Below are 14,717 nucleotides of genomic sequence, written 5' to 3'. Positions count from 1 at the left end.
GATTGATCACATTTCCCCCTTAGTTTTCGCTGAGTTGGCAACGGCGGCGTTCCAGCCCGTCTCCAGCATGAGCAAGGTCTGCATTCCGCGCGCGAGCGTCAGCCAGCCAGGCGGACCGTTGCGCTTGAGATGTCCACCAAGACCGGCAACGGCGTAGAGCGCATCGACTACCGTCGCCCCCTGAGCCGGCAACTTCTTGGGCTGGTGCTGGTGCAGCAGCTTCAGCTGCGTGGGGTTCAGGGCTCGTTCCGCGGGCGCGTTGGGCTCAACGCGGGACAGAGAGCGCAGCAGCAGCATCTGCCACGCGATCGGGGCGAACAGCGCCAGCGCGTTCGTCAGGCTCCGGAAGCTCTCGAGCTGGCGCGTCTCGAGGGCGCAGCCGGTCTTCAGGGCCTTGAAGAACTCCTCGATGAGCCACCGTGCCCGGTAATGGTCGACGATCGCTGCGATCTGGTCGGGCGTGTCGACGGGCTCGTTGGTCGCCAGCACCCACGCGACCGGCTCTTCGCCCGCGGGCGTGTCGATCTCCTGCACCAGCACGACGTTGACCGCGAGCTCTTCGGCCAGCTCGGGCAGGTAGTACGGACGGCGCAGCGCTATGCGCCGGGCGCCGACGCCCAGCGTGGCGCTCCGCTCCGAGCGCTCGGGGTGCGCGCGCTTGCTCGCCGGGACAGGGCCGGCGCGGCGTTGGGTGAGCACGACCTCGCGACTGAGCCGGATCGGCAGCTCGACCAGCGCCTCGCTCAGCCGCAGCCGTGCGCCGTCGTCGAGCGCTTCTTCCTCATCCTCGGCCAGCTCCGACACGTTCCGATCGCGCGCCATGCGCACGACGAAGCGGTGGCCCTGCTCGACCATGGCGCACAGAAGCGGGTAGGCGTCGGCCTCGCGGTCCATGATGTGCAGCAGCGACGTGCGGTCGCCCACGGCCTGCTCGGCCGCCTCCACCTGCCGCAGCCAGCGCGTCGACTCCTTGTCGGTCACGCGCGCATAGTCGCTGCCCGTCCTGTTCTTCTTGCGTGGGCTCTTGGACAGGGCGGAGGCTTTGCGGGCCCAGCAGGCAAGGCCCAGCAGTCCGAGCGGCTGATTGATCGCGTCGGTGGCCACGGCGAGCGTCGCGTGCGCCAAAAAGCCCTGGGTGTCCTTGCCGTTGAGCGGACCGAGCCCTTTGCGTGCGCCGTCGCCGTCGAAGGCGACGGCGGTGGTGTCATGCACCGCGCGAACCGTGTCGTGACCGGCCATCCGCTCGAGGGTCTGCTCGCTGTGGGCCTGCACCAGCGCACCATACGACACGCGCTGATTGCCAAGGAGCCGGTAGAAGCCCTCCAGCTCTGCCTCTGTCTTCAGCGAGTCCGGGAAGCTCTCGCCCGGCGCGACGCTCAGCCGTGCCACCACCGCCCGGACCCGCTGATGCAGGCGCGCATCGCCCAGCTGCACCGTCTCGAACTCGCGCACGATCGACGGCATCGTTTCCGGCACATCGGGATTTCCCATGACATTTCAGACGCTTGGCGGGTCCGAAACGGATCAAAAAAAGATGTGCGGGATCCTCAGACGACCACGACCACGTTGGTGACCGCTGGAGGGGAAGCGTCGGGCGCGCGTCAGGAAGGGATCCGTCACGCTCGCGAAGGTGCTCGTGGCCGGCACGAAAGCTTCCGACGCGCTCCAGAGGTCTCCGACGCGCTCCGGAGGCTTCCGGCGCGGAGGCGCGACGCGGAATTTGCCGGGAAATTCGTCCCCCAGCGCGCGTCGGACGGCGCCGGGGGCGCAGCGGACGCTGCCAAATATGCGGAATTTCGTGCTCCGGAGCGCGTCGGAAGCTTTCTGAACGCGTCGGAAACCTCCGGGGCGCATCGGAAGGTCTCACGGGCGCGTCGGAGGCGTTGGTTTGTGAGCCGGGCTACTCGACGTCGGTCTCGTGGGTCGCTTCGTCCGGCGATGTCGGCTGGGATGGCGTGGCCGTGGGCTTGGGCGGCGCGGCGGCGGGCTTGCGCTGGCGCGCCTTGCGGCTCGCGAGGCCGAGGCGGATGAGGTACCCGCGCTTCTTGATGACGGCGCGGGCCGTGGTCGACCACTCGTCGAACCAGGAGCGCAGCTTCACGAGCGCTTCGCGCCGGCGCGCCGTCTCCGGGAGCTCGGCCCGCTCGGGCAGAGGGGATGTCGGGCCGAGCGCGACGTCGACGAGCCCCTGGAGGCGCTTGCGCTCGGCCTTGTCGAGGCTGCGAGTCGCGAGGAAAGCGACTGCCTTCTTGTCGCTCTGCTTCGTTCCGGCGCGGCCCGGGTCGGTGCCATTCTCGAGGGCATCGAGCCTTGCGAGGAAGGTGGCCACTCCCTGGACGGCGGCGGTGCCGGTGGAGGGCGCGAGGTCCTTGAAGACATAAGCGTTCACATCGGGGAAACGCCGGCGGAGCGCGGCGCCATAACGGGTGAAGTTGGGCTCGTCCCACTGATCGAGCTCCCCCGTCGCGGCGCGCTGCGCCCTGGCATCGTCGGTGTCGGGCGGCGCGCCGACCTTGCGGGGAGCGGCGAGGACATCGAGGAGCAGCGTGCGGCCCTCCAGGATGTCGTCATCGGTCATCCCCGCCGCGGCCATCGACGTGCGAATCGCGGCGACAGCGCCCATCCCCGTCAAGAACTTGGTGACGCGCTCCGGCGTGGCCTCGAGGACTTCGTCTGAATAATCCATGCTGAGTTCCTCCCTGCCGACCGGGGGATCCGGACGGCGGCAATGAGGAGGGAAGTTACGGTGGGAGTTTCGGTGTTTACAAGAGGATTGTTGAGCGCTCGCAGCTGAGCGACCGTCGGTATTTTGCTCTACGGGCTCGGCATGGTCAGCGATCCATGGATCTGGCGGTCGTGGCGTCAATCATGGATCCCCGTCGGACGCACGGGAGGACCCACCCGGCGCGAAGCCCGCACGGCGCCCTGCCACGGGGGCCTTTCGATCGTCCGTGCGCCGAGGCCTCGAGGACCTCCTGCTCCGCCTCTGCGCGCCGGACGCCCCGGCACCATCAACGAGAGCGCTCGATAACACGCGATAACACGCGGCGGACCAAGCCGGAGAAAGCCACCCCTCCAGCCATGGGTAGTGCTCAAAATTGAACATGAAGACGGGAAGGCGGGAAGAAAAGATCAATGATCTTCTCGCCTTCATGTGAACTCTCTTCGGGCAAATTTGAGTACTACCCAGCCATGGCCCCCGAGCGTGCAGCCACGGCTCCCGCCTGCGCAGCCATGCCCTCGGGGGGCGCAGCCGCATCCGGAGGCGCCATGGTTTTCCCGAGATCGATCACTTTTCTGAGAAATCCGTCGCGCAGGGTCGATGGTGCCCGTGGAAGGTAGGAGCGACGACCCCGTTCGGCTGTCACGCCCGGGATCCGTCGCCACCGCCGTCTCATGCCTGCGCTCATGCCCGTACTTGCTGGAGAGGAACCTGGCCGTGACCGCCCGCAGCTCGATCGAATGCCTGCTCGCGACCGTGCCCCTGGACGAGGCCCTTCGCGCCGGCGAGGGCGCCGCCGGGTCGCTGGGTCGCGTCGAGCCCCCTCCGGCCGCGCTGATGACCGCGCCGCTTCCTGTGTCGTTTCGCTCGGATTCGCCTCTTCCCTGGCAGCCGTCCCAGGCGCCGCCCGCTTCCATGGCCACGGTGCCGTTGCCATTCGCGCCGATCGTGCCGGTCGCACCGGCGGTCGTCACGCGACCTGTCACGACGCGACCTCTCGTGATCGAGGTGCCCTGTCCTCCGGTCCGCCGGGCGCCGCGCTCCGGTCCGATGGAGGGGCGCGCGCCCTCCGCGCGGGGGCTCGCTGCGCGTCCGCCCGCGCGGGTGGCGAGCTGGCTCGCCGTCGCCGCGACGGCGGCGTTCTTTGGTATGGTCGGCGCGCTCCTGATGAGGTGGTGGGTGGGATGAGTCAGGGTGAGCACAGCGCACGAGACGACGAGGCCGGGACGCCTTCGCCCCCGGCGATCTACGTTCCGGGGAGCGTCGTCGCGGGCCACAGGCTCGTGCGGATGATCGGCGCGGGCGGCGTCGGCGTCGTCTACGAGGCGGTCCACGAGTTCACGCAGCGGCGGGTCGCGCTCAAGCTGCTGCTCCCGTGTTACGCGAGCACCGAGCAGGTGCGCGAGCGCGCCCGCAAGGAGGCCATCGCGCTCTGCCGGCTGCGGCACAAGAACATCGTCGCCGTGCACAGCGCCGACATGCTGCCCGACGGCACGGTCTGGATCGCCATGGAGCTCCTGGAGGGCCAGCCGCTCCGCCGGATCTGCCAGGTGGAGTCGCCGCTTCCGATCGCGCGGGCGCTCCACGTCGGGATCGAGATCGCCGACGGCCTCGCGGCGGCGCACGACCTCGGGATCGTGCACCGGGACGTGAAGCCGGAGAACGTGTTCGTCGACCGGCACGGCGAGGTGAAGCTGCTCGACCTGAACATCGCGAAGATCCGGGTCGACGGTCTGCCGAGCACCCGGCCGGGCCAGCGGTTCGGCACGACGGCGTACATGGCGCCCGAGGAGTGCTGGGGAGAGCCGTGCTCACCGGCGAGCGATGTCTACGCGCTGTCGCTGGTGATCTACGAGCTCCTGGCCGGCCGTTACGTGTTCGCCACGGGCCGGGGGCTCTCGGGAATGCCCAGCGAGGGCCAGCTCGTCGCGGCGCACATGCTGCGGATGCCGGTGCCGGTGCACGAGATCGTTCCGTCGATCCCGGACTACGTCTGGTCGGTGCTCCAGACCGGCCTGTCGAAGCGGCCGGCCCAGCGTTTCAGGCACGCCGGCGCGGCGGCGAGCGCGCTGCGCGAGCTCCGGGAGCGCTACCTTTCGGACGTGCGCGCCGGGCGGCTCGCCGCGGCGCCGGACCCGGGAACGCCGGGGGCTCGGCGGGAGCACCACGGTCCGCGATCGCCCGTGCGGCTCATCGCGGCGCCGCAGCCCGACGAGAGCCGGGTGATCGTCCCCGGGCCGGCAGCCTCGGCCGAGCTCGGCGGGAGCGAGGCGCACGAGGAGGACGCGGCGCCGGCGGCGCGCGAGGAGGACGCGGTGCCGGCGGCGTGGGCGGCGCAGCCTTCAGCCCCGCCGTCGCCTCCGCCGTCGAGCGCGCCGCCCGCGGCCGACCCGGGCTGGCCGCTGCTCGTGACCCCCGGGCCGGTCACGGTGCGATCGTCACCGGGAGGCGGAACAAGCCTCCTGGGACCTGACCTGCCGGCGACGGACCGCGTCGCCGACCGGCGCTGGCGAGCGCAGCTCCTGCGCCGCTGCGCCGCCGCGGCGGTGCTGGCGATCCCGATCTCGGGCGCCGCGACCGCGCTGTACATCCACATGCGCCGCGAGCGTCCGGCGATGTCCGCCTCCGAGAGCGGGGCTGCGTCGGCCGCGCCTGCCGGCGAGGTCGTCACGAGCGCACAGGCGGCGCCGGCGCGTCCTGACATCCCGCACGCCACGCGCGTCACGCGCGAGACCGGGGCACCGCCGGACGCGCGCGTGCCGGAGAGCGCAGCCGAACCCCTCGGCATCGAGGCGTCTGAGGCCGCGCCGTCACCTCCCGCCGAATCCAGGGGCATAGCGGCCAGACCGAGCGCGCCTGCGAAGGCAAGCACGCCGGCGCAGCCGAGCGCGCCGGCGACACGCGCGCGTCCGGCCGCGGGGGCGGCGCGCGCGCCCGCGCGGCGCCCGTGGGACTGGCTGAAGACGTCGAAGGGGCGCGACGAGAAGAAGGACACCCACCCGAGCGAGGAGGAGGACATCTACCCGATGCCCTCGCGCGGGCGCGCCCCCGCGCCCGCCAGGCCGGCCCCGCCCCGGGAGAGACGACACGAGGAGCTCCCGTTCGGCGACAAGCCCGAGTTTTGAGGGTGCGTGCAGAGCAACGAGCAAGGAGCGAAGACATGTCGAACGACGAACCCAGCGCGACCGATCCCTTCCTCGCCGAGGTCGTCGAGCGGACGCTCGCGCGCTACCGCGGGATCGCGTCGCACGACGTGATCGAGACCATGCGCGAGCTGCTCGTGGAGGCGCTCACCGAGGACGAGGTCGGGCGGGACCTCCTGGAGCGCGCGCGGCCTCGCGCGGCGCCGCTCGGGAGCGGCGTGGAGGCCCGGGACGGCGCCGGGGAGCCCCGGCGCAAGGCGGGGGGCGGCGAGGATGGCTGACCCCGAGGCGAGGCTCACGCCGGCACAACAGGCGCTCGCGGCGTCGGCGCTGCACGAGGTGAGCGGCGCGGCGCGCCGGCTTTCGCCGAGGCTGCGAAGGCACCTCTCGTTCGACGAGCTGATGTCGCTCGGCCGTGCGGGGCTCATCGAGGCGGCGCTCGCCTACGATCCGGCGCGGGACGACAGCTTCCCGCGCTTCGCGCGGCACCGCATCCGGGGCGCGATGCTCGACGGGTACCTCCGGGAGGCGCGGGAGCAGGACCGGGTGGTCGCGCTCTGCCTGCAGGGCGGGTACGACTACATCGCGCGGCAGCGGCGGTACGGCGACGTGATGACCGACGTCGACGGCAAGGCGGAGGAGCGCCTCCTCGACCATGTCGACGGCCTCGCGGCGAGCGTCTTCGCGACGGCCGCCGGCGTGGCGACGCCGGAGACCGGGGAGGAGGCGCTGTCGCGGCGCGAGCGCCACGGCCGGGCGCTCGCGCTGCTGCGGCGCACCCTGGAGCGGCTGACGCCGCGCGAGGCCGAGGTGCTGTCGATGCGCTACGTGGAGGGGCGGCCGCTCGCGGAGATCGGCGGCGCGCTCCGGATCCCGCACCCGGGCGCGTACCGGGTCCACGACCGGGCGATCGTGCGGCTCGGCAAGCTGCTGCGCGCGGCCGGCGTGACCGAGCCGCCGCCGCGCGAGGACGAGCTGTGAGCGGGCGGCGGGCGGGTTGATCGGCGATGGGCCTTTGGGCGATGAGAAAGATGAGAATTCGCGCGCGCGGGGACGATGGATCGCGGTGAGGGGTCGGCGGCACGGACAGGAGGCGAGGCGGTGAAGGACGAGGACCGGAAGGAGCGCGTGGAGCGCGAGGCGGAGGGAGGCGCGGCGAGCGAGCCGAGCGTCAGCGCGCCTGCGAGCCCGGCGCCGACGCCGAACCAGCTGGTGTCCCACCCGGCGTTCCGGACGGGGGTGATCTACATCGAGCCGGAGCTGCGCGACGAGGTGGAGGCGTACTGGAAGGCGTACGCGGCGTGGGAGAGGACGAAGCAAGGGCCGCCGCCACGAGAGCCGCGCGTGAACGTGCGGGTGGACCACGAGGAGAAGCCGAGCACGGCGGCGCGGCTGCGGGAGGCGATGGTGCCGCGCAAGAGCGCGGCGCGCAGGAAGAGCGGCGCAGAGAAGAGCGCCGGGGGGAGCCCGTGGGCGGCGGATGCGGCGGCAGCGGCGGCGGTGATCGACAAGAGCGCGCTGCCGTCGGCGCACCGGCCGAGGAGCGAGGCGGCGGAGGAGAAGGACGGCGGCGAGACCGGCACCAGGCCGGGGAAGGCGCGGCGCGCCGGGACGGCGCTGGCGGTGCTGGCGCTGGCGGCGGGGATCGGGGCCGCCGCGATGTGCGGGGCGAAGGAGAAGGCGCCGGTGGAGAGCGCGGCGCGGGGGTCGACGCCGGAAGCGGCGGCGAGCGCGACGGCCGACGCGGCGGCGCCGCGCGGCGAGAGCACGGCCAGCGAAGTGCCTGCCGTCGCGGCGAGCCCGCCCGAGAGCGCGCCACCCGGAGCGGCCGTCGAACCGCCCGCCGAACGCGCAGCGCCCGTCGTGACCGCGGATCGGAACGAAGCCGCGGGCGCAGCGCGCCGGAGGCCGGCGCCGGAGCGACAGCCTCCACCCGCGTCACCCACGACGGCGCCCGAGGCGACAGCCCAGGCGCCGGCCGCGTCCGCTGCGCCGGCCGCGTCCGCTGCGCCGGCGCCAGCGCCGGTCCCGAGTCCTGCGGCTGGAGCAGCCGAACCTCTGTCGACATCGAAGCCGCCTGTCATCGCACCCAAGCCCAAGTACTGACCCATGATCCTTCGTCCATCCGCAGCCATTGCCAGCCTCCTCGTTGCTCTCGCGTGGAGCCCGTCGGTACTCGCAAAGCCGCCCATTCCGCCGCGCACAGCCATCACGGAGGCCATGACCGACGAGTCACGAAAGCTGTTCCAGAACGGCGTCCAGGCGGCCTCGGAGTCGCGCTGGGAAGCCGCACGCGCGCTGTTCCTGGCGGCGCGCGCGCTGCACCCGCACTACACGATCGACGGCAACGTAGGCGACTGCGAGCTCCACCTGGGCCGGTACCGCGAGGCGGCCGAGTATCTGGCGAGGTACGTGCGGGAGCTGAAGAAGGACACGACCAGCACGGCGGAGGAGCGGGCGCAAGGAGAGGCGGCGTACGCAGAAGCGCGTGCAAAGGTCGGGGCGCTGGTGCTGCACACGAACGTGGACGGTGCGCGCGTGTTCGTGGACGACACGTTGCAGGGGGTGATGCCGCTGCCGGATCCGCTGTTCGTCGAGCCGGGGGCGCACACGATCTCGGTGGAGCACGAGGACTACGAGACGAAGAAGACGACGGTGCAGCTCGCGGCCGGTGGCACGATCGAGCACAGGATGCCGATGGAGCGGAGACCGGCGGGCACACCGGCGCCGAAGGCACCGGAGACGACCGCGGCGCATCCGGCAGCGCGGAGCTGGGTGCCGGTGATCGCGCTGGGGGCAGCGAGCGTCGTCGGGCTCGGCGTGGGGGTGGGGCTGACGGTGGCGTCGAACGACGCGGTCGCAGAGAAGGACGATCGGAAGCAGGGAATCTTGCGGGAGGGTGGGCAGTGCGTCGAGCCCTCGGCTTCGTTTGTTGACCGGTGTAATCGGTTGCGCAGCGCAGGATCGCGTGCCGACACATTGGGCAATGGAGCACGCGTCGCGTATATCGCGTCAGGCGCGCTCGCCGCTGCTGCGGTGACGTACCTGCTGTGGCCGCGCGACAGCGCGATGGCATCGGGGACCGTGCTGCCAGCAGTGCGCACGGACGGTGCGGGGATCACTGTGATCGGTGCGTTTTGATGGGCTCGCGAGAGGACGCCATGAGGGTGCGGAGAATGCGTCGGAGCTTGGTCGGCGTGGCGCTTGTCATCTTGAGCAGCGGGTGCGAGCCGTTCTGGAGCAACATCGCGGAAGACTGCGAGGAGATGCTCACGTGCGAGCACTTTCGTCCGACGAGCAGCGGTAGCGGGCCGCACGCCGAGTGCGTGCCGAACGAGAGCACGGAGGCCGTAAGCGACACGTGCGGCGTGTTCGTCACGGCGGGCGGTAACGATAAGAACGCGGGGACCAAGGCGGAGCCTGTCAAAACGCTGAGCGAGGCGATCGCGCGGGCAGCGAACGACCGCACCGCCGTGTACGCCTGCGCGGAGGAGTTCGCCGAGGCGGTTGAGGTGCCTGCCGGCGTGACCATTTACGGAGGGCTGGATTGCGCGAACGGCTGGACCTGGATCGGCAGGCAGACCAAGACCACCGTCGCACCGGAAGCCGAGGCGATCCCGCTGACGCTCGCGCGCGGCGAGGGCACCACGCGCCTCGAGGACATCGAGGCCCGCGCGCCCGACGCGCTGGGCAAGGGCGGCTCGTCGATCGCCGTGCTCGCCGACGGCGCCAACGCAGAGCTCGCGCGCTGCGCCCTCGTCGCCGGCAACGCAGTCGATGGCGCCGACGGCGATGACGCGCCGAGCGAGGCGCCGGAGCGCGCGCCGGCCGGCAGCAACGGCGTCGATGCGTGCAGCGACCTCGATGACGTGGAGGGGCCCGATGCGACGCTGCCGGGCGGCGCGCAGGTGGTCAACGAGTGCGGCAGCGAGCTGTCCATCGGCGGCAGTGGCGGCAATGGGAACGTCGACAACGGGGCAGGAGGCGTTGCTGGCCAGACCGGGGTCGAGGGACAAGCTGGGGCTGGAGAGCCTCCGTCGATCAGCGACAGCTGGAGCTGTGGTGCCATCCCGAACGATCCAACCAAGGGCGGTGGCAGCGCCGGCGCCAACGGCACCCCCGGCCCCGCCGGCGTCGGCGCCAGCGGCCGCGGCACGCTGAGCGCTCCCGGCTACACCGGCGTCCCCGGCGGCGACGGCACCCCCGGCACGCCCGGCCAGGGCGGCGGCGGCGGCGGCGGCGCGAAGGGCGGAGCTGTCTGCGGCGGCGGCGCGACCGGAGCGGGAGCGAGCGGTGGCAGCGGCGGCGCGGGTGGCTGCGGTGGCCTGGCCGGGCAGGGCGGCCGCCCTGGCGGCGCCAGCATCGCCCTCGCCAGCGTCGACGCCAGCGTCACCCTCATCGACTGCACCCTCACCGCCGGACGCGGAGGCAACGGCGGCAAGGGCGGTGACCTCCAGCCGGGAGGCCTGGGCGGCATCGGCGGCACGGGCGGCGTCGGCGTCGGTGGATCCAAGGCGGCATGCGATGGCGGCAAGGGTGGACAGGGCGGCAACGGCGGCCCCGGCGGCGGCGGTCTCGGTGGGCCCTCGCTCGCGATCGCCTACCGCGGTGAGTCGGTGAAGCAGGAAGGCACGACGATGCTGACGCCCGGTACCCCGGGGGCCGGTGGTCTTGGCGGGAGCAACAACGTGGCGCTCAACGCCGGAGCTGAGGGCGTCGCGGCTGCGGAACAGGAGCTTCCGTGAGCGCTCTGGCGCGACCGGAAGCACCGCGCGGTGGTTCGACGGCAACATGTGGACGGAGGGCCGCGATGAGAACGATGAGCAGCAAGGCATCCCCTCACCTCCCGCGCGGAGCGCGGGAGCTGGAACGGCCAGGCCGCGCACAGGCACAAGGCGCCGAGCACCGCCGGAGCGTGGGCATCTCTCATCTCTCCGCGCCACGGTTTGCCATCCTCGTGGTGGCCGCCGGAGTTTCCCTCGCCGGATGCGCCGCTCGGTCCGCGGACGTCCCGGCGACGCGAACGCACCCGTCATCGCCCCTGCAGGAAACGCCCGAGGAAAGGACGGCGCAGGAGGGACGCGCGAGCTGCTGGCGCGTGGACATCCCGAGGGAGCCAACGCAGCAGTCCTCGTCGCTGGAGCAGACGTCCCAGGAGACATCGGCGCTGGTGGAGCAGGCCGCGGTGAGGCTGGACGAAATGCTGACCAGAGTGGTGATCCTCAACCTGGTGACCGTGCCGGAAGGCGCGCAAATGACCGTCGATGGATGCGTGAGGGGGCGAAGCCCGCTCTTGCACACGGTGTTCCTGGAGCCGGGTCGGCATGTGATCCAGGCGGACCTCAAGGGCTACATGCCGACGCGACATGTCATCGAGACGACGGCGGGGGAGACGCTGGGGCTGACGGTGGAACTGCGTCCGTCGCGCACAGAAGTGCTCCCCCACGAGGGACGCACGGAGAAGCAGACGCTGCCTGTGGAGCGCCGCATCGTCGAGTCGTTGGAGCGCTGATGGAGTGAGCGCAGCGTCGCGGCGCCGAGGCGGTGCGCGTGAGGCATGGCGGCGTCGCGCGAGAGCCGATCGAGCGCGACAGGTGATCGAGGCGAGACCATGCTCCGCCATGGCAGCGGAGCGGTAGCGACGTAGCGAAGGCCGCGCGTGGCGGGGCCTTCTCAGATCTAGAGGAACGCGCGCCGCCGAGTGCGGCGCGCCATGGCTCGGCTCGTCCCGAAGACGGGCGCGCGAGGAGGACGAAGGTGTATCCACAGCTCGCCATCGAGGCGGCGGCGCACTCGGACGTGGGCCGGCGGCGCAGCCACAACGAGGACAGCTTTGCGGCGCTGCCTTGCCTCGGGCTCTTCATGGTCGCCGATGGGCTCGGCGGCAACGCGGCCGGAGAGGTCGCGTCGCGGATGGCCATCGAGGTGGTCAAGGGCTGCTTCGAAGTGGATGAAGATCTCGAGGAGACGTGGCCCTACGGCACGGGCAGCGCGCACGACCGGGACGAAGTGCGCCTGGTCATGAGCGTCCGCCGCGCCAACCGCGCGATCTACGAGGCCAGCCAGCTGCAGGAGGCGGTGCGCGGCATGGCGACGACCTTCGCGGGCGTGCTGCTCGGGCCCGGCATGGCGTACATCGCGCACGTCGGCGACTCGCGCGTCTACCGGATGCGCGGGGGCCGACTGGAGCGGCTGACGCGGGATCACTCGCTGCTGGAAGAGCTGCTCGGTGACGGCGACGGAGCGCGGGAGGCGGTCGAGGCGCTGAGCGACCGGGCGAGGACGATCACCCGCGCGCTCGGGGCCGACGAAAGCGTCAACATCGAGACGCGCGTCGAGCCGACCCAGCCGGGCGACCTCTTCCTCGTCTGCTCCGACGGCCTCTGGGGTCCTGTGCCCGAGGCGCGCATCGCCGGGATCCTCGGGGCGCATCGAGATCTGGGCTTTGCGGCCGAGTTGCTCATCGACCTCGCGAACGAGCACGGCGGACCGGACAACCTGACGTGCGTGCTGGCACGCCTGGGAAGCGGGTGACGTGATGAGCGATGGCGCAGAGATGGGTGTGGACGAGGAGAAGCCGAGCACGGCGGGCACGGTGACGTGCGTGCTGGAGTGGCTGGGAGACGGGACGAGACGGCGCGCTGTGGCAGGCGCGACGAACGGCGGACTCGAGGGGATGCCTTGGGTCGGGCAGCACAAGGCCGGGCTCCGCGGTGCACCGGACAAGAAGGCTCACGGTTCAGGAGGGAACATGGAGGACATGCTGGGTGCAATGTGGCTCGTCTCGCCGCTGGGGCTCGCGATGATCGCGTGCGTCGCGATCGGCTTCGCGGTCACCGCGCGCGAAGCGCTGGGACGCGAGCGGGGGTTTCGTGAGGCGCGCGAGCAGGCGCATGATGAAGAGGAGGCAGCCCTCACCGATGCGAAGGAGCAGGCAGCGGGGGAGCGGGACCGATACCGGCGCCTCCTGGACTGTCACGTCGATGCGGCGCTCGCAGAGCTGACGGACGCCCGAGGGCGCCCCGTCCCCTGGCCGGGAAGGGTCCTCGAGTCGTTCTGCGCGACGACGCCTTCGTGGAGGAGGAAGCTGGCCGAGTGCACGGGGTTGGAACCGAGGGAGGTGGAGCGGCTGCTGAGGAGCGACCTGCCCATGACGCCCGGCCTCGCGCGGCAGCTGGAGACCTTCACCGGCACGCCGGCGCGGTACTGGGAGCGCCTGTGGCGGTTGCACGACGACCGCCGAACGGACGCGGAGGATACCGTGGTGGTCCAGGTCGGCGAGCCCGTCACCAAGCGTGAGAGCTCGGCGTCGCCGACTCCGCCGCCGATACCTCCCCGCGCGCTCGACACTCCTCCGCCCGTGGTGCCGCCTCCCGAACTCGCGGCCAGAAGCCCGCAGGCGAAGCTCCCGCCGCCTCCCCTGCAGCAGCTTCGGCCACCGCGCCCTGTCCGTGCCGTCACGGGGGAAGAGCTCGCCCGTCGCGCTGCCCCCCTGACGAGCTTCCCGCTACAGCCCGACGAAGGGGGGACGAGCGCTGCCAGTGCGTCCGATTGGGAGGAAGCAGAGCGCTCTCCCCTGAACACGACACTCCCGGGAGTAGGGCGCCATGGGTGAGAGCATCTGTTTTGCGCCTTTGGTGCGCCAGGCAAAGCCTGGGCGAGGAGGAAGCTCATGTAGAAAGCTGAAACCTTGCGATGGAACCCATGGAGGTTCTGCGGACCTCCCCGGCCAAGGCTAGCCCCCAGCCGGAAGCGGGTCTTGCGTGGTCCGGAGGGCAGACCCCGGGCTGCGAAGCGTAGACAGCGAGCGTGAAAGCCTTGTATTGAGCCTCGAAATGCAATGTTTGGTAGGTGTCCAAGCTGTCAAAGGAGCGGAAGGCAACACCGGCGCGCTGGAACGTCGCGTGCGGCGAAGGGCTCGGCGCGCATTTCCCTGCGCTGCGCACTGTCAAATCGGCGGTGAGGACCCACTTGGGTCTCATTGCTCGGTGGCGTCGATTTTTTTTTCTCCCTATGCCGATGTTTTTTGGGGGGGCGCATGCGGGGACACGCGTCGGTGATCTAGACGCACCGTGTGCTCTCGCCGCTCCGAGCTGGCGCCCTCTTCTTGCTGGGTATCCATGATGATGTAACGACCTGCCCGTCTCACTCGCGGCGCCATCGGATCCGCAGGCAGGTGGATCCATCATCGGAGACAGGAGACACGATCCATGAGCAAAGATCCTCACGCCAAGCGATTCGAGATCCAGCGGCTCGTCGAGCGGTCGCTCGATTTGGCGAAGTGTGCGCTTCTTCAAGAGGGCTCGTTTCTTCCCGGATTCATCGCGGTCCAGCCCAACGGGAAGTACGACATCGGGGTCGCGGCGCAGGGCGGCTCCGATGGATCGAACCTGCTCATCACCCGGCTGAGGCAAAAGGCCGTGGCAGAGAACCTCCGAGCGGCCGCCGTCTACCGGGACGTGCGCGTGCGGCCCCGCGGCGCACTGGAGGACGTCGACGCGGTTCAGGTCATGGTCGAGCTCGTGTCGGGGGAGTCGTACAACGTATTTCAGCTGTACCGTCTGGACGACGAACAGCTGGTCTTCGAGGAGGGCCCAGAGGTCGAGCGTGTCCCCTCCGTCATCTTCGCGGAGTCAGCTCGTATGGCGGCAGCCGCCAAGCGATGGTGGGAGTTCTGGAAGTGATCGCTGCGACCGCTGCCTCCCATGTCCTTGGCGCTCTGCCTGGGCACTCCGCGCGCCGCCCTCGCCGCGCCGTCCGGACCGCAGCGCAAGCCCCGGGACGCCGTAGCCTGGCCCGCTACGCACACCCCCTGGACGAAGTCAACCCACACGCCCCCACGTCGCCGCTGT

At 71.2% G+C, this 14,717-nt stretch carries 13 protein-coding genes; 11 read left to right on the top strand and 2 right to left on the bottom strand.

The window, feature by feature from the left end; genetic code table 11:
- Positions 1–6: 6 nt before the first annotated feature.
- Positions 7–1,491: an IS4 family transposase gene (locus WME73_RS42225; RefSeq protein WP_437911522.1), complete on the bottom strand. Its 1,485-nt coding sequence runs from the start codon at positions 1,489–1,491 to the stop codon at positions 7–9.
- Between the two features lie 409 nt (positions 1,492–1,900).
- On the bottom strand, positions 1,901–2,686 hold the full coding sequence (locus WME73_RS42220) for a hypothetical protein (RefSeq protein ID WP_437913296.1): 786 nt from the start codon (positions 2,684–2,686) through the stop codon (positions 1,901–1,903).
- Between the two features lie 753 nt (positions 2,687–3,439).
- Between WME73_RS42220 and WME73_RS42215 the strand changes: the two genes are divergently transcribed.
- The 11 genes from WME73_RS42215 to WME73_RS42165 all read left to right on the top strand — a co-directional run bounded on the left by WME73_RS42215 (position 3,440) and on the right by WME73_RS42165 (position 14,549).
- Positions 3,440–3,910 (top strand): hypothetical protein, encoded by a 471-nt coding sequence (locus WME73_RS42215; RefSeq protein ID WP_437913295.1) that lies wholly within the window; start codon positions 3,440–3,442, stop codon positions 3,908–3,910.
- On the top strand, positions 3,907–5,847 hold the full coding sequence (locus tag WME73_RS42210) for a protein kinase domain-containing protein (protein WP_437913294.1): 1,941 nt from the start codon (positions 3,907–3,909) through the stop codon (positions 5,845–5,847). Before WME73_RS42215 ends, WME73_RS42210 begins: the two co-directional genes overlap by 4 nt.
- Positions 5,848–5,882: 35 nt before the next feature.
- Positions 5,883–6,146 carry a hypothetical protein gene (locus WME73_RS42205; RefSeq protein WP_437913293.1) on the top strand — a complete coding sequence of 88 codons (264 nt, stop codon included), beginning with the start codon at positions 5,883–5,885 and terminating at the stop codon, positions 6,144–6,146.
- A complete protein-coding gene (locus WME73_RS42200) occupies positions 6,139–6,846 on the top strand; it encodes a sigma-70 family RNA polymerase sigma factor (RefSeq protein WP_437913292.1) in 708 nt (235 codons plus the stop codon). The genes WME73_RS42205 and WME73_RS42200 overlap by 8 nt, the downstream gene beginning before the upstream one ends.
- 120 nt (positions 6,847–6,966) lie before the next feature.
- Positions 6,967–7,971: a hypothetical protein gene (locus WME73_RS42195; RefSeq protein WP_437913290.1), complete on the top strand. Its 1,005-nt coding sequence runs from the start codon at positions 6,967–6,969 to the stop codon at positions 7,969–7,971.
- Positions 7,972–8,085: 114 nt separating this feature from the next.
- Positions 8,086–9,006 carry a PEGA domain-containing protein gene (locus WME73_RS42190; RefSeq protein WP_437913288.1) on the top strand — a complete coding sequence of 307 codons (921 nt, stop codon included), beginning with the start codon at positions 8,086–8,088 and terminating at the stop codon, positions 9,004–9,006.
- 35 nt (positions 9,007–9,041) lie between these two features.
- Positions 9,042–10,610, top strand: a complete 1,569-nt coding sequence (locus WME73_RS42185) for a PGRS family protein (protein WP_437913286.1) — start codon at positions 9,042–9,044, stop codon at positions 10,608–10,610.
- A 353-nt stretch (positions 10,611–10,963) separates the two neighbouring features.
- On the top strand, positions 10,964–11,377 hold the full coding sequence (locus tag WME73_RS42180; RefSeq protein ID WP_437913284.1) for a PEGA domain-containing protein: 414 nt from the start codon (positions 10,964–10,966) through the stop codon (positions 11,375–11,377).
- A gap of 245 nt (positions 11,378–11,622) precedes the next feature.
- On the top strand, positions 11,623–12,399 hold the full coding sequence (locus WME73_RS42175) for a PP2C family protein-serine/threonine phosphatase (protein ID WP_437913282.1): 777 nt from the start codon (positions 11,623–11,625) through the stop codon (positions 12,397–12,399).
- Between the two features lie 4 nt (positions 12,400–12,403).
- A complete protein-coding gene (locus tag WME73_RS42170; protein WP_437913280.1) occupies positions 12,404–13,480 on the top strand; it encodes a helix-turn-helix transcriptional regulator in 1,077 nt (358 codons plus the stop codon).
- Positions 13,481–14,075: 595 nt separating this feature from the next.
- Positions 14,076–14,549 (top strand): hypothetical protein, encoded by a 474-nt coding sequence (locus WME73_RS42165; RefSeq protein WP_437913278.1) that lies wholly within the window; start codon positions 14,076–14,078, stop codon positions 14,547–14,549.
- The last annotated feature ends 168 nt before the right edge of the window (positions 14,550–14,717 follow it).

Source organism: Sorangium sp. So ce302 (assembly GCF_051530145.1).
Lineage (GTDB): Bacteria > Myxococcota_A > Polyangia > Polyangiales > Polyangiaceae > Sorangium > Sorangium cellulosum_B.
Note: the sequence above shows the minus strand (reverse complement) of the source record. Positions and strands in the feature narration are given on the sequence as shown.